We start from the raw sequence: 23,086 nt of genomic DNA on the forward strand, positions 1-23,086 counted from the left end.
AGCTTCACCCGTCGTCACATCGCCGTGCGCTTGACCCTCACCTGAACTCACTCGCCTCAAAGGAACGCGCTCATGACACTCACCAAAGTCTTCGCCAGTGCCGCACTCGCTCTGTCCATCGGCCATGCATTCGCTGCAGAAAGCCCCGCCGTCGAGCAGCAAACGCAGGGGTTCCTCAACGCTCTCGCCGCAGGCGGCGGACAACCACTTGAAACCCTTGCGCCCAAGGATGCTCGCGCCGTGCTCAGCGGCGCGCAGGCTGGCGCCAAGCTGCCGGCAGCGGACGTCAGCCACAAGGCGATCACTGTCGACGGCCAGACCATCAACCTCACGGTGGTTCGTCCGGCGGGTGCCAAAGGCACGTTGCCCGGCTTCATGTTCTTCCATGGTGGCGGCTGGGTGCTGGGCGATTACCCAACCCATGAGCGGTTGATCCGCGACCTGGTCAACCACTCCGGCGCCGCTGCGATCTACGTTGACTACACGCCGTCTCCCGAAGCGCATTACCCGACAGCGATCAATCAGGCGTATGCCGCGACACGCTGGGTAGCCGAGCATGGTCAGCAGATCGAGGTGGATGGCAAGCGGCTGGCCGTGGCCGGCAATAGCGTGGGCGGCAACATGGCAGCCGTGGTTGCGCTGATGGCCAAGGACAAGGGCACACCGAAGCTGAAATTCCAGGCTCTGCTGTGGCCGGTCACCGATGCGAATTTCGATACGCCGTCCTATCGGCAATTCGCCGAGGGGCACTTCCTGACCCGCAACATGATGAAGTGGTTCTGGGACAACTACACAACCGATGCCAAGCAGCGCGCGGAAATCTACGCCTCGCCTCTGCGCGCGACCAGGCAGCAACTGCAAGGCCTGCCGCCAGCTCTGGTGCAGACAGCCGAGCTCGATGTGCTGCGTGACGAGGGTGAAGCCTACGCTCGCAACCTCAACGCTGCCGGCGTCACCGTCACCGCCGTTCGCTACAACGGCATGATCCATGACTATGGCCTGCTCAATGCACTGAGCCAGGTGCCGACCGTGCGCCTGGCAGTACAGCAGGCCGGCGAAGCGCTCAAGCAGAACCTGAAGTAAGCGAAAACGGAAAAGGCCCCGCAACATCTGGTGTTGCGGGGCCTTTTTTATGGAATCTAGAACGTCAAATCAGAGAGACGCCACACTTCGAAGGCGGGCATTTCGTAGGGATGGCTTTTCTTCATGGCCTTGACTGCGTTGTGGATCAGCTCATCGGCCACCACCAGCTCGACCTTCCATTCGGCGAGGGTTGCCAGCTCACCGCTTTGGCCAATGAACGGCGCGCTGCCTTCCAGCGGACGAAACTGCCCGCGGCCCAGGGTTTGCCAACAGCACTGTTCATAGTCGCCGACACGCCCACCGCCAGCCGAGAATACGGCGGACTTGACGCTTTCCAGATGACTTTCCGGAACGTAGAAACAAAATTTGTACATCAACTACTCCGCTGCAAGTCGCTGAAAACAATGAGCTAATCATGCCACAGAATGATGGCACATTGCCGTACCGGGTTCGTGACGTAGCCGACACTGCTGATATATTCAGACTCGCCCCACAAGGCGCCGTTCCCGACCGGAAAGACGTTGTAATGGGATTGGGCGATGCGTCGCACACTTCACCTGACGACATTGTGCGTTGCAGCGATGATGGGTTACGGCGCGACGAAAATCTTGTGATTACCCAAGCCGGAACGGCCTCCCCACCCTGCGGGTGCAGCCTTAGCCGTAACGCTGAAACGAAAAACGCCAGGCAATGCCTGGCGTTTTTCTTGTCACCGACTGCGGATCAGTCGACCCACACCCGCGCATTGCGGAACATGCGCAGCCAGCCGCCATCTTCCTGCCACTCGTCCGGGCGCCAGGAGTTCTGCACGGCGCGGAACACGCGCTCCGGGTGCGGCATCATGATGGTCACGCGGCCATCGCGGCTGGTCAGGCCGGTGATCCCGCGCGGCGAACCGTTGGGGTTGGCCGGGTAGCTCTCGGTGACCTTGCCGTGGTTGTCGACGAAACGCAGTGCGATGGTGCCGGACAGGTCGGCCTCCAGCAGTGCCTCTTCGCTTTCGAACTCGGCATGGCCTTCACCGTGGGCGATGGCGATCGGCATGCGCGAACCGGCCATACCACGCAGGAAGATCGACGCCGACTCCTGCACCTGAACCATGGCCACGCGGGCTTCGAACTGCTCGGAGCGGTTACGCACGAAGTGCGGCCAGAACTCGCTACCCGGGATCAGCTCGTGCAGGTTGGAGAGCATCTGGCAACCGTTGCACACACCTAGGGTGAAGCTGTCCTTGCGCTCGAAGAAGCCCTGGAAGGCATCGCGGGCACGGGCGTTGAACAGTGCCGACTTGGCCCAGCCTTCACCGGCGCCGAGTACGTCGCCGTAGGAGAAACCACCACAGGCGACCAGGCCCTTGAAGTCGTTCAGGTCGACACGACCGGCGAGGATGTCGCTCATGTGCACGTCCAGCGCGGCGAAACCGGCGCGGTCGAAGGCCGCAGCCATTTCCACCTGACCGTTGACACCCTGCTCACGCAGCACGGCAACTTGCGGACGTACGCCCTTCTTGATGTAAGGCGCAGCGATGTTGTCGTTGACGTCGAAGCCGAGCTTGACGCTCAGACCAGGGTTGTCTTCTTCCAGCAGCGCATCGAACTCCTGGTCCGCGCAGTCGACGTTGTCACGCAGACGCTGAATGCGATGGCTGGTCTCGGCCCACTGACGCTGCAGCAGGCGACGCTGGCCGGTGAACACCGGCTGGTCGTTGAAACTGATGGCCACATCGCCGTTGTTGACCGGCTGGCCGATCACCGCGACGCAGTCGCCAAGGCCGGCAGCGCTGAACTGCGCCAGCACGTCCGGGGTAGCGTCCTGGCGAACCTGGATCAGCGCACCGAGTTCTTCGTTGAACAGAATGGCCGCCAGTTCCTCGCTGCCCTCGGCAAGGCCGTCGAGCTGCAGGTTCAGGCCGCAGTGACCGGCGAAGGCCATTTCCAGCGCACTGACCAGCAGGCCGCCGTCGGAACGGTCATGGTAGGCCAGCAGGTGACCGTCGGCGTTGAGGCCCTGGATCACCGCGAAGAACGCTTTGAGGTCTTCGGCGTCGTCGACGTCCGGCGCCTGACGGCCCAGCTTGCTGTACACCTGGGCGAGGATCGAAGCGCCCATGCGGTTCTGACCACGGCCAAGGTCGATCAGGATCAGATCGGTCTCGCCCTTGTCCATGCGCAGCTCGGGAGTCAGGGTCTTGCGCACATCGGCGACCGGCGCGAAACCGGTAACGATCAGCGACAGTGGTGAGGTCACGCTCTTCTCCGCGCCCTCCTCGCTCCACTTGGTCTTCATCGACATCGAGTCCTTGCCCACCGGAATGGTCAGGCCCAGTTCCGGGCACAGCTCCATACCGACGGCTTTCACCGTGTCGTACAGACGTGCGTCTTCGCCCGGGTGACCCGCGGCGGACATCCAGTTGGCCGACAGTTTGATGTCGGAGAGTTTCTCGATGCGCGAAGCGGCGATATTGGTCAGGGTCTCACCGATCGCCATGCGCCCGGACGCCGGGGCGTCGAGCAGTGCCAGCGGGGTGCGCTCGCCCATGGCCATGGCTTCACCGGTATAGACGTCGAAGCTGGTAGCGGTGACGGCGACGTCGGCCACCGGAACCTGCCACGGGCCGACCATCTGATCTCGGGCGACCAGGCCAGTGATGGTGCGGTCGCCGATGGTGATCAGGAAGCTCTTGCTGGCCACGGCCGGGTGGCGCAATACACGCTCGGCGGCTTCGGTGATGTCCAGGGTGCTCGGATCGAAGTCATCGCCCAGCTCGGCCTCACGGGTTACCGAACGGTGCATGCGCGGCGGCTTGCCGAGCAGCACTTCCAGCGGCATGTCCACCGGCGTGTTGCCGAAATGGCTGTCGGTTACGGTCAGTTGCGGCTCTTCGGTCGCTTCACCGACTACCGCGAACGGGCAGCGCTCGCGCTCGCAGATGGCCTGGAAACGCTCGAAATCGACGGCGCTGACGGCCAATACATAACGTTCCTGGGACTCGTTGCTCCAGATCTCGTGCGGGGCCATGCCCGGCTCGTCGTTGGGCACGTTGCGCAGTTCGAAGCGGCCACCGCGGCCACCATCGTTGACCAGCTCCGGGAAGGCGTTGGAGATACCACCGGCGCCAACGTCATGGATGAAGGCGATGGGGTTCTGGTCGCCCAGTTGCCAGCAGCGGTCGATGACCTCCTGGCAGCGGCGTTCCATTTCCGGGTTCTCGCGCTGTACCGAGGCGAAATCCAGATCGGCCGAGCTGGCGCCGGTGGCGACCGACGAAGCGGCGCCGCCGCCCAGACCGATCAGCATGGCCGGGCCGCCGAGCACGATCAGCTTGGCGCCAACGGTGATCTCGGCTTTCTGCACGTGATCTTCACGGATGTTGCCCATGCCACCGGCAAGCATGATCGGCTTGTGATAACCGCGTACTTCGTCGCCATGGGGAGTGCTGATCGACTGTTCGAAGGTACGGAAATAGCCAGTCAGCGCCGGACGACCGAATTCGTTGTTGAACGCGGCGCCACCCAGTGGGCCTTCGATCATGATGTCCAGCGGCGTGACGATGCGCTCGGGCTTGCCGTAGGCCTGCTCCCACGGCTGCTCGAAGCCGGGGATATTCAGGTTGGAGACGGTGAAACCGGTCAGACCGGCTTTCGGCTTGGCGCCGCGGCCGGTGGCGCCCTCGTCGCGAATCTCGCCGCCGGAACCGGTGGAAGCCCCCGAGAACGGCGAGATGGCCGTCGGGTGGTTGTGGGTTTCCACCTTCATCAGGATATGCACCGGCTCCTGCACCGCGCCGTACTGGCGCGTTTCAGGATTGGGGAAGAAACGCCCGGCGGTGTGGCCGACGATGACCGATGCGTTGTCCTTGTAAGCGGACAGCACGTTTTCGCTGTGCATCTGGTAGGTGTTCTTGATCATGCCGAACAGGGATTTCTCCTGGCTTTCGCCGTCGATGTCCCAACTGGCATTGAAGATCTTGTGGCGGCAGTGCTCGGAGTTGGCCTGGGCGAACATCATCAGTTCGATGTCGTGCGGGTTGCGCTTCAGGCCCTGGAAGGCGCTGACCAGATAATCGATCTCGTCTTCGGCCAGGGCCAGGCCCAGGTCGGTGTTGGCCTTTTCCAGTGCGGCGCGGCCGCCACCGAGGATATCCACGGCGGTCAGCGGCTTGGGCTCAGCATGGCTGAACAGCTTGGCGGCGTCCTGCAGGTTGCTCAGCACCAGTTGGGTCATGCGGTCATGCAGGAGGGCGGCCGCCTGCTGCACATCGGCGTCGCTCAACTCACCCGACACGTAATAGGCGATGCCCCGCTCCAGGCGGCGAATCTTGCCAAGGCCGCAGTTGCGGGCGATGTCGCTGGCCTTGCTCGACCAGGGCGAAATGGTGCCGAAACGCGGGATGGTCAGCAGCAGACGACCACTGGGCTCCTGCACCGGCACACTCGGGCCGTACTTCAGCAAACGGGCCAGCACTTGCTCTTCATCGGCACTCAACGCACCGTCGACATCGGCAAAGTGTGCGAACTCGGCGTAAAGGCCGGTCACAGCAGGAACCTTGCCGGTCAGTTGCTCGAGCAATTTACCGTGACGAAAAGCAGAAAGGGCGGGAGCGCCGCGCAGGATCAACATCGGGGACAGCCTCTGGGAAGGGGGTGTACTTTGAGGCCGCATATTCTAGCCTAAAGCGTCGTCTGCGGCACGCCCGCTCGCGCCCTGCGGTCATCGGCACGTGGCGAGCCACATAAGCCGAAAAAAGCGCATTTGCCTAGCAGAGCGAAGCGGTGCTGTCCAGATATGGAACGGCACGACGTTGGCGTATACTGCCCCGATGCCCTCCTCCTACCTGATTGGCAAGCGCTACGCCGGTTGGCTCTCGGCGATCGGATTACTCCTGATGCTCAGCGGCTGCGCGGAACCTCCCAGCAGCCTTGAGCGTATCAAGGAGGAAGGCGTGCTGCGCGTGATAACCCGCAACAGCCCGGCTACCTACTTCCAGGATCGCAACGGTGAAACCGGCTTCGAGTACGAACTGGTCAAGCGCTTCGCCGACGATCTCGACGTGAAGCTGGAAATCCAGACCGCCGACAACCTCGATGACCTGTTTTCCCGCCTCGGCCAGCCCAACGGGCCGGTGCTCGCGGCCGCCGGTCTGGTGGAAAGCCAGGGGCGCCAGCAAAGCGCACGCTTCTCCGTGCCCTATCTGGAAGTGACTCCGCAGATCGTCTACCGCAACGGCCAACGCCGCCCGAGCCGCCCTGCGGATCTGCTCGGCAAGAAAATCCTGGTGCTCAAGGGCAGCAGTCATGCCGAACAGCTGGCTGCATTGAAGATCGAGGAGCCGGACCTGCAGTACGAGGAGTCGGCCGATGTGGAAGTGGTCGACCTGCTGCGTATGGTCGATGAAGGGCAGATCGACCTGACCCTGGTCGACTCCAACGAGCTGGCCATGAACCAGGTGTATTTCCCCAACGTACGCGTTGGCTTCGACCTCGGCGACTCGCGCAATCTGGGCTGGGCCGTGGCCCAGGGCGAAGACACCAGCCTGCTCGATCAGGTCGACGGTTTTCTGCGCCGCTCTCAGGACAACGGCAGCCTGCAACGTCTGAAGGAGCGCTACTACGGCCACGTCGATGTACTCGGCTACGTCGGCGCCTACACCTTCGCCCAGCATCTGCAGCAACGCCTGCCGCGTTATGAGAAACACTTCCGCAAAGCCGCCCAGGAAAACGGCCTGGACTGGCGCATGCTCGCCGCCGTGGGCTATCAGGAATCGCTCTGGCAGCCCGGCGCCACCTCCAAGACGGGCGTGCGCGGGCTGATGATGCTGACCCTGCGCACCGCCCAGGCGATGGGTGTGTCCGACCGTCTCAACCCGCAGCAGAGCATTCAGGGCGGCGCCAAGTACCTGGTGCACGTCAAGGAACAGTTGCCGGACAGCATCCCCGAACCGGATCGCACCTGGTTCGCCCTCGCCTCCTACAACATCGGCGGTGGCCATCTGGAAGACGCCCGCAAGCTGACCGAAGCCGAGGGCATGGACCCCAACAAGTGGCTCGACGTACAGAAGATCCTGCCGCGCCTGTCGCAGAAGCAGTGGTACAGCAAGACCCGCTACGGCTACGCCCGCGGCGGTGAGCCGGTGCATTTCGTGCGCAACATCCGCCGCTACTACGACATCCTCACCTGGGTGACCCAGCCGCAACTGGAAGGCAGCCAGGTCGCCGAAAGCGGCCTGCACGTCCCCGGCGTCTCCAAGGACCACCCCGAACAGCAGGACAAGACGCCGCTTTAGCGCGCTGTCGTGAAGGGTTCCTCCTCCAGACCACTGCAGTCGTCAGATCGGTTCGCCGGCCGGAGCAAGGTGATCCCCAGTCCGTAGGAGCCCGCTTGCGGGCGATAGCGTCTGCCGAATCGCATCGCTGGCAAGCCAGCTCCTACAATGGGAACCACTGGATCAGCTCCAGTCCGTAGGAGCCCGCTCGCGGGCGATATCGCCTGCCAGATCGCATCGCTGGCAAGCCAGCTCCTACGATTGGGATCACCGGATCAGCCACGGTCCGTAGGAGCCCGCTTGCGGGCGATATCGCCTGCAAGATCGCATCGCTGGCAAGCCAGCTCCTACGATTGGGATCACTGGATTAGCCACGGTCCGTAGGAGCCCGCTCGCGGGCGATAGCGTTTGCCGGATCGCATCGCTGGCAAGCCAGCTCCTACGATTGGGATCACCGGATCAGCCCCAGTCCGTAGGAGCCCGCTTGCGGGCGATAGCGTCTGCCGAATCGCATCGCTGGCAAGCCAGCTCCTACGATTGGGATCACTGGATCACCACCAGTCCGTAGGAGCCCGCTTGCGGACAATATCGCCTGCCGGATCGCATCGCTGGCAAGCCAGCTCCTACAATTGGCATCACTGGATTAGCCACGGTCCGTAGGAGCCCGCTCGCGGGCGATAGCGCCTGCCGGATCGCATCGCTGGCAAGCCAGCTCCTACGATTGGGATCACTGGATTAGCCCCGCCCGCTTGCGGGCGATATCGCTGTCAGCGTGCGGCCTGCGACTGATCCTCCGCAATCGCCTTGCGCACGTCTCCTGCCAGGCTGAAATCGAACGCCTGCTGTACGTCGAGCTTTTTCGGTAACACGCCGTGGCGATGGAAGAAGTCAGCGGCTTTCTGCAGGCTGGTGGCGACTTCTTCGTCCAATGAGGCGGGCTGGATGCGCGCCTCTTCCACCCAGCGGCGGGCGACGTTCTGGGGAATGTTGAGGTCTTCGGAGAGGGCGTCGGCCATCTGCTGTGGATGGGCGAGCGCCCACTGCTGGGCCTTGGCCAGGCGAACCAGCAGATCGCCGATGGCGGCTTTCTTGTCGGCATCGGCCAGGGCCTTGTCGCTGGCCAGGGCATAGGAATAACCACTCATGATGCCGCGCCCGTCAGCGATCACTCGCGCGCCATCGATCAGAATGGCATTGGAGGTGTAGGGTTCCCACGGCACCCAGGCGTCAACCGAACCACGCACCAGGGCGGCACGACCATCGACCGGGCCGAGGAAGGAGAAGGTCACGTCCTTGTCTGTCAGGCCGTTCTTCTCCAGCAGGCCGAGCGCCAGAAAATGCCCCCAGCCGCCGCGATTGACGGCAATGCGCTTGCCCTTGAGATCCGCCACGCCTTGCGCGCCCGAGTCCTTCGGCACAACCAGCGCCACGGTCTCGGTGTTGTAACGCCAGGCGCCAACGGCCTTCAACTGGGCGCCGGCAGCATGCACGAAGAGAAACGGAATATCGCCGGTGAAACCGACATCCAGGGCATTGGCATTCAGCGCTTCGAGCACCGGGGCACCCGCAGCAAAGGGCGTCAGCTCGACCTTGTAATCGAGGTTTTCCAGCTCACCCGAGGCGCGCAGCGAGGCGTAGCGATCGCCCTTCACGTCGCCGAGGCGAATGGTGACCGGCTCGGCGGCCTGCAACAGGCTGCTGAACGACAGTGCGGCCAGCAGAGAAACGGTGGTAAAGCGAAAAGGGAACATGCAGAAAGCTCCAGTGGCGGTGATGCGCGGGAGCTGCTGCGTTGGAACGCTCACAGGCTCGAAAGACAGTCGTTGCGTGGTACGGGGACAGACCCGTCTTACTTGAAGGCGTTGCCGAACGAGGTGTCGATGACCGTCCTGGTGTCGAATGCCTCTGGCAGTGCGCCGGTTTCGACGAGGAAGTCGGCAGTGTCCTGATAGTCACGGGCAGCCTGTTCATCCACCGGCCCGACGCTCATGTTGGCCTGGCCGATCCAGTGGCGCGATACCGCCTGATCGAGATTGGCTTTCTTCGCCCACAGGTCGGCGTAGGTTTCCTTGTTCGCATCGACCCAGGCGCGGGCCTTCTGCAGACGTCCGAGGAAGTCGCTGATGGCCGCGCGTTTCTCGTCCAGGGTAGCGGCATTGGCTGCGATGCTCGACAGCCCCGGCATCAGGTCGCGGGCGGTGATGATCGGTTTGGCGCCGGAAAACACGATCTGCTGGGAAATGTAGGGCTCCCACACCGGGAAGGCGTCGATGCTGCCCTGTGGCAATGCCGCGGCGGCGTCGATGGGCATCAGTTTGACGAACTGCACGTAGTCGCGGGGCAGCCCGGCCTTCTCCAGCGCACGCAACGTCAGTTGCTGGCTCCAGGCTCCCGGCCAGTAGGCGACCTTCTTGCCTTTCAGGTCAGCGATGGTCTTGGCCGGCGAATCCTTGGGTACCAGCAGGGCGATGGTATCCGGGTTCTGCCGCGATACGCCGATGAGCTTTACCGGCGCGCCCTTGGCGGCCAGGAAGATAAACCCCGAATCGCCAAGAAACCCCAGGTCCAGGGCACCGGCATCCAGGCCTTCGGCGACCGGCGCGGCGGACTGGAAGTGTTTCCAGTCGACCTTGTAGGGAGCGCCTTCGAGCACCCCGGACGCCTCCACCGAAGCGCGGACGTTGTAGTAGTTCTGGTCTCCCACGCGCAGGGTGATCTGCTCGGCAGCCTGGACCACCGGCGCGGCCAGGAGCGCGCCAGCCAACGCGGTACGCAACAATGCGGACAGTTTCATTGCAAGGTTTCCTCTGCTGGGTTGCCCAGACGGGCGATATGTTCATGGATGGCGGGAATCAGCCCCTGCCCGTAGGTGATGGCATCGCCCAGCGGGTCGAAACCGCGAATCAGAAACGTGGACACGCCAAGCTTGTAGTACTCGCCCAGCGCCGCGGCGACCTGCTCCGGCGTGCCGACCAGCGACGTGGAGTTCCAGCGCGCGCCGGTCAGCCGCGCGACGCCCATCCACAAGCGACTGTCCAGCACCTCCCCCTGCCCCGCCGCCGCCAGCAGACGCTGGGAGCCGACGTTCTCGGGAGCGTGTTCGGTAAGCGGCAAACCCAGACGAACGCGGTTCTCGCGAACCTGCTCGAGTATCTCGGCGGCACGCTTCCAGGCAGCCTCCTCGGTGTCCGCGACGATCGGCCGGAACGACACCGAGAATCGCGGCGTGCGGCCATATGCAGTAGCTGCCGTCCTGACGCAAGCGACCTGCTCGGCCACCGAAGCCAGAGGTTCGCCCCACAACATGTAGGTATCCGCATGCTGCGCCGCGACCTGCACTGCCGTAGCCGACGCACCGCTGAAATAGATCGGGATGTGCGGCCGCTGCGTACAGCGCACCGCAGGCGAGGCGCCCTGGAAGCGGTAGAAGTCGCCGCTGAAATCCACCGGCTGATCGGCCGTCCAGACGGCCTTCAGCGCGCGCAGGTATTCGTTGGTGCGGGCATAACGCTGGGCATGATCGAGGTAGTCGCCGTCTCGCTGCAGGTCCTCGTCATTACCGCCGCTGACCACATTGAGTGCCAGCCGACCAGCGCTGAACTGGTCCAGCGTGGCGAGCTGCCGCGCGGCCAGGGGCGGTGCGATCATCCCGGGCCGGTATGCCAGCAGGATGCCCAGCTTGTGCGTCGCGGCAGCCACGAAGGAACTGACCACCGCCCCCTCCGGGCCGTTGGAAAAGTAACCAACCAGCACCCGGTCGAAGCCCGCCGCTTCATGAGCCTGGGCGAACCTGGCGACGAACGCCGGATCCACCGCATTGCCCAGAGGCTGATCCACTTCCGACGCTGGCGCCGCGGTGATCATGCCGATGATTTCAATGCTCATGTCGCGATTCCTGTCACGTAGTCATGTCCGGGAGCCAAGGTGCTGCAAACGCCCACTTATAATGAAAACGTCTTTACTGGCTATTTCTTATAAAATTTATAGACAGCAGAACAGGAAATGAAATTCATTTTAGGAATAACCTAATATGCAAAACAATCAAAACCAAGGAAACAGGCTCAAGCGTGGGCTTTGGCCAGGCCATGAGCATGGAAATGGCCCCGGCATGCCCGAAGAGTGAAGCGAGCAGCGGAGCGAAGCGAGCCGAACGACGCGCCTGAAATTACTCAATACGCATATTAGCTTATGAATAAATTGAATTTTTATAATCAATAGCGGATTGCTACCTTAGGCTTCAAACCGCTACGGATTCCCGCCATGAGTCATCCCGCAACGCCACAACGCCTGAATGTCTTCGTTGCCAGCCTCTCGGACCTGCTGAACCGCGAGCCCGACGAGGGCACCCTGATCGAACGCGGTGGCGAGCTGCTGCAGCAATTGGTCAGTCATGACGACTGGCTGCCCAACGAACTGGCCCAGCCAAGCAGCGAGCGCTACCAGCAGTACCTGCTGCACCTCGACCCGGCGCGACGCTTCTCGGTGGTCAGCTTCGTCTGGGGCCCGGGACAAAGCACGCCCGTGCACGACCATCGTGTATGGGGGCTGATCGGCATGCTGCGCGGCGCCGAGGCTTCCCAGGGCTTCAGCCGTCAGGCCGACGGCAGCCTGCATGCCGATGGTGATGCCGTGCGCCTGGAGCCTGGCCAGGTGGAAGCGGTATCGCCGCGCATTGGCGACATCCATCAGGTCAGCAATGCGTTCGACGATCGCGTGTCGATCAGCATCCACGTCTACGGTGCCGACATCGGTGCGGTGCATCGCGCCGTGTACCGCGAGGACGGCAGCGAAAAACTGTTCATCTCCGGCTACTCCACGCCGCCTTCCATTGCCCAACGGCAGCCCGCCCAACACGAGTCCTGAACCATGAGCCAAGTCGTAACCCGCTCTTTCGCCGATATCCGCACCGCCCTGCTGCAACAGCAGGAAGTCGCCCTCATCGATGTGCGTGAAGAAGCACCCTTCGCCGAAGACCACCCACTGTTCGCCGCCAACATTCCGCTTTCCAAACTCGAACTGGAGATCTACGCCCGGGTGCCGCGCCGCGACACCACGATCACCGTCTACGACGACGGCGAAGGCCTGGCCCGGGTCGCCGCCGAGCGCCTGCTGCAACTCGGTTACAGCGACGTGGCCCTGCTGGAAGGCCAGCTGGCCGGCTGGCGCAACGCCGGTGGCGAGCTGTTCCGTGACGTCAACGTACCGAGCAAGGCCTTCGGCGAACTGGTGGAAAGCCAGCGCCACACGCCCTCGCTGGCGGCCGAAGAAGTACAGGCCCTGCTCGATGCCAAGGCCGACGTGGTGGTGCTCGACGCCCGCCGTTTCGACGAATACCAGACCATGAGCATCCCTACCGGGATCAGCGTCCCGGGCGCCGAACTGGTGCTGCGCGCCCGCGAGCTGGCGCCTGATCCGGCCACGCAAATCATCGTCAACTGCGCGGGGCGCACCCGCAGCATCATCGGCACCCAGTCGCTGGTGAATGCCGGCGTGCCCAACCCGGTCGCCGCGCTACGCAACGGCACCATCGGCTGGACCCTGGCCGGCCAGCAACTGGAGCATGGCCAGAGCCGGCGCTTCGGCGGGGTCAGCACCAACAACCATGAACAGGCCGCACGATCGGCCCGCGTCGTGGCCGACAAGGCCGGCGTCGGCCGCGCCACACTCGAGCACCTGAGCGCCTGGCAGGCGCAACCGGCGCGTACCACCTATCTGTTCGACGTGCGCACGCCGGAAGAGTACGAAGCCGGTCACCTGCCCGGCGCGCGCTCCACGCCGGGCGGCCAACTGGTTCAGGAAACCGATCATTTCGCCAGCGTACGTGGCGCGCGCATCGTGCTCGCTGACGACGATGGCGTGCGCGCCAACATGAGCGCCTCCTGGCTGGCTCAGTTGGGCTGGGACGTGCACGTGCTGGACAACCTGCCACAGAGCGCCTTCAGCGAAACCGGCGCCTGGATCGCCCCCCTGCCCGCTCTGCCGCAGCCGGAGGAAATAAGCCCGCACACCTTGCAAAGCTGGCTGGCAGCAGGCGATACGGTGGTGATCGACTTCACCACCAGCGCCAACCACGTCAAACGCCACATCGCCGGGGCTCACTGGGCCATCCGCGCACAACTGCCACAGGCCCTGGAGAACCTGCCGGTGGCCGAACGCTACGTAGTCACCTGTGGCAGCAGCCTGCTGGCGCGCTTCGTGGTGGATGAACTGCAGGCCCTGACCGGCAAACCGGTGTTCCTGCTGGCTGGCGGCAATGCTGCCTGGTTCGCCGCCGGCCTGCCGGACGAATCCGGCGAACAGCACCTGGCCGTGCCGCGCAGCGACCGCTATCGCCGCCCGTACGAGGGCACGGACAATCCGCGCGAGGCGATGCAGGGCTATCTGGACTGGGAGTTCGGCCTGGTCGAACAACTCGGCCGGGATGGCACCCATGGGTTCAGGGTGATCTGACGTTCATGCGCGGTGGAAAACCGTAAGACGTTTTCCGCTGCCCCATGACCAGCAGAGCCTGAAAGCGATACGACTAAAACTCAGTGCAGGGCTGGGGGGAGATCCCCCTGGTAGTCGAGGCGACATCAATCATGCTGGATGCCGTTCTACTCGATATAGACGGAACACTTACGTTTCAAGGAACAGCGATTGAAGGCGCCAACGAAGCCCTGCTGGCCATAGAAAGACTTGGCCTCAAATTCAAGCTACTGAGTAACATTAGCGAACGTTCTCCCGGGGTAATCGCACAGGAACTACAGAGTCTTGGCTTCACCAACATCACAGCAAGCCATATCTACACATCCTCTCTAGCGGCGGCACAGTGGGTATCTACATCCGCAGCAAGCTACACAGACCTGCTGATACCGGACGCTGTCAGGCCGCTTTTCCCCTCCTCGCAGTTGAACAGAGAAAACCCCGACTACATCATTGTTGGCGGGGTATCCGACGGCTTTGACATCACCACCATTAACCGAGCATTCCAGCTCATAAGGTCAGGCGCAAAGCTTATTGCAATGCACAAGAATGCATACAGTCTTACCCCGCATGGGCCCGAACTGGACAGCGGCGCTTATATTGCAGCACTTGAATATGCGACGGGCACGAAAGCGACTATTTGCGGCAAGCCTTCGGCTTCATTTTTTGCCTCCGTTCTTTCCGATCTCGGGTCTTCAGCGGCAAGCACAATTATCGTCGGGGACGATCGTTTGACCGACATTGCTGGTGGCCAGGCCGCTGGTATCAGTACCGTACAGGTAGAAACCGGAAAAGGCCGGGATGCCGTCGAACACAAGCTTCAGCCAGACCACAAAATCCCTAGCGTGGCCGCTCTTCCGGCACTTGTTAACTCAATCATTCGCGGCCAACCCGAGGCCTGACGGCATTGCCATAGCCCGAACACTTGGAGCCCGACCCACCTTGAGTTACGGGTACGCCACACACTAACGCGAGGTAACGCTCTGGTTACCCATCGCACAGAAACTCTGCGCCTGCTTCTTCGCCGGTAGTGCCCGCAATTGCGTAGAGCATTGCGCCTGACTCGGTGCACGGGTCACGCCAAGCACGGAATCATCATCGACGGTGATCAGGTAGGGCTGGTTGTAGCGCGGCCCGTCGTACCAGCCGCTGATCTGCAGATCGCTATAGGCGCAGCGATAACGCATATGCCCGGTGAAACCCTTGAACGCATCACGCCGGAAGATATGGTGATACTGCTGCCAGTCACGCTCGCGCTGGCCCTTGCGCACGGCATCGAGGCAGCCCTGTAACTCGGTAATTTTCGGCTCGTGCAGAAAGATGCTCTGGGCCTGGTTGGACCCGTCCAGATGCACCGTCGCAACCAGATAAACCTGCCGCTCGGCCGCCTGGGCAGCTGCGCCCAGCAGTGCCGCCAGAACCAACATCCCTGCTTTGATCAATTGCATTACTCCTAAAAACCTAGGATAGGCAGTCTGTACAAAACTTAGCCTCCGAGATCCAGCCATTCAAATCGTTAGATGTCTAACTGCCTTAGAGAACTGACGTGCTCGTCAACGCTCTTTTATCTCATCCTGACACGCAAATTTCTATCATCTTAAATTAAAAGGTAGCACCTTGGAGACAAACACAGCTGTCATTAGGTGATGCAGCACACAAATTAGTGCGAGTTCATAACCGGCACACATCAATCATGGATAGGGCGTGGTCTTTATAGTCGATTCCTTTATCACAAAGGATGAGAGCTGAGGATGCACATTATACAGCCATGATTCCGTAGCCGCGTACTCATTGAGAATTGAATATGACCAGCTCCATTGCTTTCGTTCGTCCGGGGTACCCTCATTCAAAACCGGAAGATCATTAACATTATGAACAATGGTCCCAACATAATTAATCTTTCCGGCAGAAGCCTGGAAACTACTCATCACCGGCTTTGCCACGACACTATTTGGAGTTGGCATATAGCTTCTCATCCCAACAAAGCCATCTACCATATTGGGGTAAGTAAACTCAGAGATATAGTAATTCCCAGGGGGAAGACTTACTGCAAAATACCCCCCATTTAGTGGAGTAGCTCTTATAGCATACTGCCCTGCAGCATATAAGTCTTTCACGACCGACTCCGCCCCCGCAAAACGCCTAACATGAATCATGGTGGCCGGAGCGAGAATGCCCGATTCGTTAGAAACGACCTCATGCTCATTATGAAAAACAACTGATCGCCCAATAACGATTGCTACCTCTTCGCTTGGAACAGATCCTGTTTCCAGCTCAGATTTAACCGTCGCACAAGAACACAGCAAGATGACGAAAAAAAATAAATATTTAACTTTCATAAATCACCCATTACCACTAAAAACGACTACAGCCCGACCCACTCCCAAACACTCTCACCACACAGACAACGCATGCTAATCCCGAAGATAAAAATACACGCTACAAGAAGGCGAATGAGGAGAGACGGACGGACAATAAAAATTGATCACTGAAAATCCTTTACGAGTAAAAGCAGCGTGGGTTAAATCCTATCTAGCCTGGATAGCTTGAACAATGAACTGGCAGCCGATTGCGGTAGACCACTGATATTCAAAAAACAGCAGGCGCACTCGCCTATCTATCCCCGCCGCGCCTTGAAAAACGCCTTCAGCACCGCCCCACACTCCTCCGCCAGCACCCCGCCCTCGACCAGCACGCGGTGGTTGAGGAAGCCCTGGTCGAAGAACTGCCCGCGACTCACGGCCATGCCGGCGCGGGGTTCGCTGGCCCCGAACACCACGCGCTGTACCCGCGAGTGGACGATCAGGCCGGCGCACATGGCGCAGGGCTCCAGGGTCACGTACAGGGTGCTGCCAGGCAGACGGTAGTTGCTGACGGCCTGGGAGGCGGCGCGGATGGCGACCATTTCGGCGTGGGCGCTGGGGTCGTTGGTGGAGATCGGACAATTGAAGCCGCGGCCGATCACCTCGCCATCCTGCACCAGCACAGCGCCGACCGGCACCTCGCCGAGCTCGGCGCCTTTTCCTGCCAGCTCCAGCGCTTCACGCATGAAGCGCTCGTCGTGGCTGCGGTCGATGATCAGCGGGGCTCTCAAGTCAGGGCACTCACGTCAGGCGATCTCGATGGCGGCCATCAGGCCGGTTTCCATATGGTCGATGACGTGGCAATGGAACATCCATACACCAGGATTATCGGCCACGAAGGCGATGCGCGCGGTCTCGTTCTTGCCGAGCAGGAAGGTGTCGGTGTAGTACGGCTCGATCTTGCGGCGATTGGAGTCCAGCACCTTGAAGATCAGCCCGTGCAGGTGGATCGGGTGCTGGTACTGGGCCATGTTGCGCAGCACGAAAATGTAGTGACCGTCCTTCTTCAGGCTGGCGATGGGGCGATCGGCGCAGGTCTTGTCGTTGATGTCCCAGGCCTGGCCGTTGATCTGCCAGTACTTGTAGCGGCCTGCGGCTTCATCGGCCGGGGATGCCAGTGACGCTGCCCACTCGAAGTTGAAGCGCAGGGTTTCGGCGCGCTGCAGATCCGGTTCGGCCACCGGATTTGGCGGCAGCGCGGGCGGCCACTCGGCGGCGGGCTCACTGCTGGCGACGGACTTGATGGTGGCCAGGCGCAGCGGCCCATTGCGCAACGACAGTTCTTCGCTGCCGACTTCGGGCACCTTGAGCGCCAGGTCGATGCGCATGCCCGGCCCCAGCCAGTATTCCTTGCCCAATGGGCGCGGCTGGATCGGGTTACCGTCCAGCGCGTAGATGCGGGCATTGCCCTTTGGCAGGTTGAGGCGGTAAGTGACGGTGCTGTCGACGTTGATCAGCCGCAGGCGTACCACCTGTCCAGCCGGCAGCTCCAGGGTGGGCAGCGAGATGCCATTGATGGTCGACAGGCGCCCACGGGTGCCCTCGCGGGCAGCCTCCCGGGGTACGCTGAACTCGGTGAATGCTCCCTGCTCGTCCACGTGCCAGCTCTTCAGGCACAACGTGCGTTCGTGCTGGAAACCGGTGGGCTCACGCTCCTCGATGATCAGCGGGCCAACCAGGCCGCGCCCCAGCTGTTTGGCGCTCGACTCGTGAGGGTGATACCAGTAGCTGCCGGCATCCGGGGTAACGAAACGGTAATCGAAGTATTCGCCCGGCAGCACAGGCAATTGAGAGACATAGGGCACACCGTCCATCTCCAGCGGCAGGCGTATGCCGTGCCAGTGAATGGTGGTGGCCTCGGGCAGGTGATTGATGAAGCGCACACGCAGCTCATCACCCTGACGGCAGCGCAACTCGACGCCGGGTGCCTGGCCGCCGAACGTCCAGGCAGGCGTGACATGACCGGGCACCAGCTCGATATCGTGGGGCGCGGCGATCAGCTCGTAGTCGTGGGTCTTGCGGTCGAACGGGCGCCCCAACCAATAACGTGCGCCGCCAGCGCCCAGGCCAACGACGCCAAGACCGACCAAACCGCCCAACACCTGTCTACGGGTGAAACTCATGAAGCCTGCTCCTGAAGCGGGACTGCGATAACGCTAATCAGGTCTGATCGGATACGTCTCTGCGGACGCTGGAGAGCTGCGCACGATACACCTTGCAAGCGAGGGCGTTAAGGGTCGCTGCGGTGGACGGGTTAGGCGCCCAGCCCCCTACACGCCATATCTACGTACGCCGATAGGCCCGCGTGGTCAGCAGATACACCGGCAACCCCGACACCAGCACGATCAGCGCCGCATAAGGCGCGGCGCCGGCGTACTCCAGGTTGCCGGTGTGCGACCAGACCTTGGTCGCCAGGGTCTCCAGACCGGTCGGGCCGAGGATCAGGGTGGCGGTCAGCTCTTTCATGCAGTCGAGAAATACCAGTACGAACCCGGCGCCGATAGCGGGCGAGATGATTGGCAAGGTGACCCTCAGAAAGGTGGCGATCGGCGTATGCCCCAGGGTGCGCGCGGCTTCTTCCAGCTGCGGTGAAGCCTTTTCCAATGCCACGCGGATCGGCCCCTGAGCCATGGGCATGAACAACAACGCATAGGCCACCAGCAGCAGGATGCTGGTCTGATAAAGCGCAGGCACGTAGCCAAGGGCGAAGAACACCAGCGACAAGGCGATCACCAGGCCCGGCAAGGCGTGCAGCAGGTACGGCAAACGATCCGCCAGCGTCGCCATGCGACCGTAGTAGCGCACGACCACCAGGCATACCGGCAGTGCCAGCAGGCAACTGAGCAAGGCACCACCAAAGGAATAGGTCAGCGACGACCACAGCGTCTCGGCGATTTCCAGCACCGGGAAGCTGGCCGAGCTGCCCTCGACGATCCAGAACCCCAGCATCACCAGCGGCACACCGCAGCCGATGGCTACCAGCGCCAGCAGCAGCGTCTGAGCCAGCACACTCCAGCGACCCAGGCGCAGCCGTGCGGCGCTGCGTGCCACGCCCTGGCCGGTGCGCGCATAGCCGCGCCCGCGCAGGCGGAACTCGCCCCACAGCAGCAGCATGCACAGCGCCAGCAGCAGCGCGGACAGCATGGCCGCATTGCTGCCGCTGAACTCCAGTTCGAACTGCTGATAGATGGCGGTGGTGAAGGTCTGGTAACGCATGATCGACGGCGCGCCGAACTCGACCAGCATATGCACGGCGACCAGCAGGCTGGTGGCCATCAGCACGGGGCGCAGCAGCGGCAGCGTGACCCGCCAGAACACCTGGCGGCGACTGCAACCGAGCATCCGCGCCGATTCTTCGAGGGCCGGGTCGAGATTGCGCAGCACCGCGACCACCGGCAAGTAGATCAGCGGGTACTTCGACAGCACCATGACCAGCACCGTGCCGCCCAGCCCCTCGAACATGGGGCTGATAGACACCCAGGTGAAGCCGCTGACGAACGAGGGAATGGCGAATGGCAGGCATAGCAGCACGTTCCAGTGCTGACGCCAGCGCAGATCGCTGCGCTCCACCAGCCAGGCCAGCGCCAGGCCAAGCAGCGCACAGCCCAGGGTCACCAGTACCATCAGCTTCAGGGTATTGGCCAGCAGGCCGAATACGAACGGCCGCCAGAGCAGCGCGAAGGCTTCGTGCGGCCCGACCTGCGTGGCGCGGGCGACCACGAAGAACAGCGGCAATGCGGCGAGCAACAGCAAGGCCAGGATCGGAAGCTGCAGCCAGATCGGTGGTGCCTTGCGGCGCCGCGTGGTGACGTTTACCGGGGGCAGCGGCAATTCGGGGGTTACCGCCTGGGGCTGCATGGTCAGTTCATTCCCACTTCGCGTTGCAGCTCCAGCGCGTCCTCGGCCAGGCCGATCTGCGCGGCGGTGATGGCCGGCGGCTTGAGCTGGTCATAGGGCTTGAGCAGCGGATCGGCCTGCACCTTGGGGTTGACCGGATACTCGGCAGACTGGGTGAGCACGGCCTGCTGGCCTTCCTCACTGATCATGAAGGCGAGAAACTGCTGGGCCTCTTTCGGGTGCTTGCTGGCCTTGACCACGGCCGCGCCGGACACGCTCGACAGGCCGCCGGCATCGCCATCGGCGAAGTAGTGCAGCCTGGATTTCAGCTCGCCCTTCTCTTTCTTCAATGCGGTCCAGTAGTAGCTGTTGACCAGTGCAGCACCGACCTCACCGTTTTCCACCGCCTTCATGGCGATGACGTTGTTGGTGTAGGTGCTGCCGAAGGCCTTGAGGCCGGTCAGCCACTCTTCGGCGGCCTCGCGACCATCGAGGCGGATGACCGCTGCCGTCTGGCCAAGGAACTCACCGCTGCTCGGCACGAAAGCGATCTTGCCGGCCCACTCGGGGTCGGCCACTTCCAGCACGCTTTTCGGCAGTTCGGCCTCGGTGACCAGATCCGGGTTGTAGGCCAGCACGCGCACGCGCGAAGTGATGCCGATCCAGTTGCCGTTGTCATCGGAGAACTTGGAGTCGATCTGCGACAGGGTGCTGTCATCCACCTTGGCCAGCAGGCCCTGGCTGCCGAGCTTGATCAGCGGCGGTGCTTCTTCGGTGTAGATGATATCTGCCGGCGAACGCTCGCCCTCTTCGGCGATCTGGTTGGCCAACTGGCCGCCACCGCCCTTGCGGATCAGCACCTTGATGCCGGTCTTTTTCTCGAAGGCAGCCGCCACCGCTTTGCCGGTGGCCTCGTGCTGGCCGTTGTACAGCGTCAGGGTCACGGCATCGTCAGCATGCGCAGCACCGGCGAACAGCAGGGAAGACAGAACACCCGCGGCAATCGCACGCGCCAGACCGGTTACTCGATGAGATGACATTGACCACGTCCTCTGAAACAAAAAGTTACTGGCGATTATACGGGCCAACTGCAGCTGATTCTCAAGCAATGCGTGCATCGGCGCTAACCACGTAAAGAGTCATCGCCTCTCGACATCCTACTAAAAGTAAGTTACCAATAGTAGGAAGTCATTATTGGAGCTAACCCATGCATGCCCTTATCGTCGTTGCACACCCGGACAAACACTCCCTGACCCACGCGATCGCTAACGGTATCGCCGATGGACTTGCCAGCATGGAAGCCAGGCACTCGGCCGAACTGGCCGATCTGGCAGCCGAAGGGTTCGACCCACGCTTCAACGAAGCGGATATCGCCCTGTTCCAGAAAAACACGCCAGCACCGGCAGACGTCGCCGCCGAACATGCTCGGCTCGAGCGGGCCGACGCGCTGGTACTGGTCTACCCGATTTACTGGTGGTCCTTCCCTGCCCTGCTCAAGGGCTGGATCGACCGCGTGTTCACCAACGGCTGGGCCTATGAAGAGGCCGACAACGGCAAGGTGGTGAAAAAGCTGCAGCGCCTGCAGGTCCATCTGGTGGCCATTGGTGGTGCCGACGCAGGCACCTTCACCCGTCACGGCTATGACCAGGCGATGCAAACCCAGATCGACCATGGCATCTTCGATTACTGCGGCGCACCGGTCGCCTCATCGCAGTTTCTGCTGGCCTCGGATCCCGGTTTCCCGCAAGCGCATCTGGAGACGGCGCAGGCGATTGGCCGTAAGCTGTTCGCCGAGCAATCCTGAAATGCCCCGGAGTATCGATGAGTTCCCAGCCCCCCGTATCGCCACGTCGCCGCCTGCCACGGGAGGAGCGCACGCGCCAGCTTCTGCAAGTGGCCTGGCAGTTGATCGGTGATGAAGGCACGGATGCCCTGACGCTGGGTAATCTGGCCGAAGCAGCGGGCGTGACCAAACCGGTGGTGTACGACCACTTCGGCACCCGCAACGGGCTGTTGGCGGCGCTCTATCAGGATTATGACGAGCGCCAGACCAGGATCTTCGATGCCGCCATCGAAGCCGCTGCCGCGAACCTGCAGGACAAGAGTCGCGTCATCGCCGTCAGCTACGTCAATTGCGTACTGACCCAGGGGCGCGAGATATCCGATGTGGTGGCGGCACTCAACGGCTCCCCGGAGCTGGCAGCGGTGAAGAAGCAGTACCAGCATGCCTTCATCGAAAAATGTGCAGCGATTCTGGCGCCCTTCTGCGCCCCCAGAGGCACGTCCTCAGCCGGCATGTGGGCCATGCTCGGCGCCGCCGACTCGCTCTCGGATGCAGCCGTCGCTGGCGACATCAGCGAAGAGCAGGCCCAGGATGAGCTGCAGGCGATCATTCTCGGGCTGGTCGAGCGAAGCCGATAAAGCGATCTCGACCAACCAGCCGCCAGCCGACCTGGATCGACGGGTTATTGATCCCACTTGCAGCTTGCCAAAAACGCTCCGCGGCCGTCTTCTAAGCGGAACCACTTGAACCTGCCCCCCCATGGAGAAATGCGCGGATGATCGACTTCAACAACAAAGGCTTTTTCAAACTCAAGCAGAACGACGAATACGCCCAGCGCGTCAGCGACCTGCTGCTTGAAAATGAGCAGGTCATCGACTCTTACAAGTCCATGCGCGACGGCGTGGTCTTCACCAACAAGCGCATCATCGCGGTAAACGTGCAGGGCCTTACCGGCAGCAAGAAGGATTTCACCTCGCTGCCCTACAAGAACATCGTCGCCTATTCGATCGAAACCTCCGGCACCTTCGATCTGGACTCGGAGCTGGAGATCCACTTCTCGTCACTCGGCAAGGTGAAGTTCGAGTTCACCGGCAAGACGGCGATCGTGGAAATTTCCAAGCTTATCTCGGCGCATGTTTTTGGCTGACGCTGGCAAACCACACCGTTTGCGGTACCCGGAAAACTGAAAAAGGCGCGAATCGATTGGCGATTCGCGCCTTTTTCATTAGTGGCATTCCCCTTTGCTGCCCGACCTCAAAGGAGACCGAGCGCAATCACGGAGCATCGCCAGCG

Annotated in this window: 19 protein-coding genes; 8 read left to right on the plus strand and 11 right to left on the minus strand. The window is 62.0% G+C overall.

Going from position 1 to position 23,086, the window contains the following annotated elements; all coding sequences use genetic code 11:
• Nucleotides 1-72 precede the first annotated feature (72 nt).
• Nucleotides 73-1,083, plus strand: a complete 1,011-nt coding sequence (locus FHR27_RS13230) for an alpha/beta hydrolase (protein ID WP_179538785.1) — start codon at nucleotides 73-75, stop codon at nucleotides 1,081-1,083.
• A gap of 56 nt (nucleotides 1,084-1,139) precedes the next feature.
• Here the strand turns inward: FHR27_RS13230 and FHR27_RS13235 are convergent, their stop codons facing one another.
• Nucleotides 1,140-1,457 (minus strand): Nif3-like dinuclear metal center hexameric protein, encoded by a 318-nt coding sequence (locus FHR27_RS13235; protein WP_042551981.1) that lies wholly within the window; start codon nucleotides 1,455-1,457, stop codon nucleotides 1,140-1,142.
• A gap of 349 nt (nucleotides 1,458-1,806) precedes the next feature.
• Nucleotides 1,807-5,703, minus strand: a complete 3,897-nt coding sequence (gene purL, locus FHR27_RS13240; protein WP_179538786.1) for a phosphoribosylformylglycinamidine synthase — start codon at nucleotides 5,701-5,703, stop codon at nucleotides 1,807-1,809.
• A gap of 199 nt (nucleotides 5,704-5,902) precedes the next feature.
• Here purL and mltF point away from each other — a divergent pair, with 199 nt between their 5' ends.
• Nucleotides 5,903-7,366 carry a membrane-bound lytic murein transglycosylase MltF gene (gene mltF / locus FHR27_RS13245; RefSeq protein ID WP_042551983.1) on the plus strand — a complete coding sequence of 488 codons (1,464 nt, stop codon included), beginning with the start codon at nucleotides 5,903-5,905 and terminating at the stop codon, nucleotides 7,364-7,366.
• A 746-nt stretch (nucleotides 7,367-8,112) separates the two neighbouring features.
• Here the strand turns inward: mltF and FHR27_RS13250 are convergent.
• From FHR27_RS13250 to FHR27_RS13260, 3 genes are all read right to left on the minus strand, one after another.
• Entirely contained in the window at nucleotides 8,113-9,096 is a 984-nt protein-coding gene (locus tag FHR27_RS13250; RefSeq protein WP_179538787.1) for an ABC transporter substrate-binding protein, read from the minus strand.
• 98 nt (nucleotides 9,097-9,194) lie between these two features.
• Entirely contained in the window at nucleotides 9,195-10,139 is a 945-nt protein-coding gene (locus FHR27_RS13255) for an ABC transporter substrate-binding protein (RefSeq protein WP_179538788.1), read from the minus strand.
• Complete coding sequence (locus FHR27_RS13260) at nucleotides 10,136-11,209, minus strand: LLM class flavin-dependent oxidoreductase (protein ID WP_179540094.1); 1,074 nt, start codon at nucleotides 11,207-11,209, stop codon at nucleotides 10,136-10,138. Before FHR27_RS13260 ends, FHR27_RS13255 begins: the two co-directional genes overlap by 4 nt.
• Before the next feature lie 396 nt (nucleotides 11,210-11,605).
• On the opposite strand from FHR27_RS13260, the gene FHR27_RS13265 reads away from it, so the two are divergent.
• From FHR27_RS13265 to FHR27_RS13275, 3 genes are all read left to right on the plus strand, one after another.
• Nucleotides 11,606-12,208 (plus strand): cysteine dioxygenase family protein, encoded by a 603-nt coding sequence (locus FHR27_RS13265; RefSeq protein ID WP_042551988.1) that lies wholly within the window; start codon nucleotides 11,606-11,608, stop codon nucleotides 12,206-12,208.
• A gap of 3 nt (nucleotides 12,209-12,211) precedes the next feature.
• A complete protein-coding gene (locus tag FHR27_RS13270; protein WP_179538789.1) occupies nucleotides 12,212-13,795 on the plus strand; it encodes a rhodanese-related sulfurtransferase in 1,584 nt (527 codons plus the stop codon).
• Between the two features lie 131 nt (nucleotides 13,796-13,926).
• Entirely contained in the window at nucleotides 13,927-14,712 is a 786-nt protein-coding gene (locus tag FHR27_RS13275; protein WP_179538790.1) for an HAD hydrolase-like protein, read from the plus strand.
• A gap of 63 nt (nucleotides 14,713-14,775) precedes the next feature.
• Here the strand turns inward: FHR27_RS13275 and FHR27_RS13280 are convergent, their stop codons facing one another.
• The 6 genes from FHR27_RS13280 to FHR27_RS13305 all read right to left on the minus strand — a co-directional run bounded on the left by FHR27_RS13280 (nucleotide 14,776) and on the right by FHR27_RS13305 (nucleotide 21,050).
• Nucleotides 14,776-15,237, minus strand: a complete 462-nt coding sequence (locus FHR27_RS13280; protein ID WP_179540095.1) for a hypothetical protein — start codon at nucleotides 15,235-15,237, stop codon at nucleotides 14,776-14,778.
• Nucleotides 15,238-15,501: 264 nt separating this feature from the next.
• Nucleotides 15,502-16,149 carry a hypothetical protein gene (locus FHR27_RS13285; RefSeq protein ID WP_179538791.1) on the minus strand — a complete coding sequence of 216 codons (648 nt, stop codon included), beginning with the start codon at nucleotides 16,147-16,149 and terminating at the stop codon, nucleotides 15,502-15,504.
• 278 nt (nucleotides 16,150-16,427) lie between these two features.
• Entirely contained in the window at nucleotides 16,428-16,904 is a 477-nt protein-coding gene (gene tadA, locus FHR27_RS13290) for a tRNA adenosine(34) deaminase TadA (protein ID WP_042551992.1), read from the minus strand.
• 15 nt (nucleotides 16,905-16,919) lie between these two features.
• Nucleotides 16,920-18,296, minus strand: coding sequence for a multicopper oxidase family protein (locus FHR27_RS13295; RefSeq protein WP_179538792.1), 1,377 nt, complete (start codon nucleotides 18,294-18,296; stop codon nucleotides 16,920-16,922).
• A gap of 160 nt (nucleotides 18,297-18,456) precedes the next feature.
• Nucleotides 18,457-20,031: an ABC transporter permease gene (locus FHR27_RS13300; protein WP_042551994.1), complete on the minus strand. Its 1,575-nt coding sequence runs from the start codon at nucleotides 20,029-20,031 to the stop codon at nucleotides 18,457-18,459.
• A gap of 2 nt (nucleotides 20,032-20,033) precedes the next feature.
• The gene (locus tag FHR27_RS13305) at nucleotides 20,034-21,050 is read right to left on the minus strand and encodes an extracellular solute-binding protein (protein ID WP_179538793.1); all 1,017 of its coding nucleotides are present in this window, start codon (nucleotides 21,048-21,050) and stop codon (nucleotides 20,034-20,036) included.
• Nucleotides 21,051-21,217: 167 nt separating this feature from the next.
• Between FHR27_RS13305 and FHR27_RS13310 the strand changes: the two genes are divergently transcribed.
• From FHR27_RS13310 to FHR27_RS13320, 3 genes are all read left to right on the plus strand, one after another.
• Entirely contained in the window at nucleotides 21,218-21,814 is a 597-nt protein-coding gene (locus FHR27_RS13310) for an NAD(P)H-dependent oxidoreductase (protein ID WP_179538794.1), read from the plus strand.
• A gap of 17 nt (nucleotides 21,815-21,831) precedes the next feature.
• Complete coding sequence (locus FHR27_RS13315; protein ID WP_179538795.1) at nucleotides 21,832-22,431, plus strand: TetR/AcrR family transcriptional regulator; 600 nt, start codon at nucleotides 21,832-21,834, stop codon at nucleotides 22,429-22,431.
• A 137-nt stretch (nucleotides 22,432-22,568) separates the two neighbouring features.
• Entirely contained in the window at nucleotides 22,569-22,940 is a 372-nt protein-coding gene (locus FHR27_RS13320) for a PH domain-containing protein (protein ID WP_179538796.1), read from the plus strand.
• Nucleotides 22,941-23,086: the final 146 nt, after the last annotated feature.

The sequence above is a fragment of the Pseudomonas flavescens genome (assembly GCF_013408425.1).
GTDB classification, from domain to species: Bacteria; Pseudomonadota; Gammaproteobacteria; order Pseudomonadales; family Pseudomonadaceae; genus Aquipseudomonas; species Aquipseudomonas fulva_A.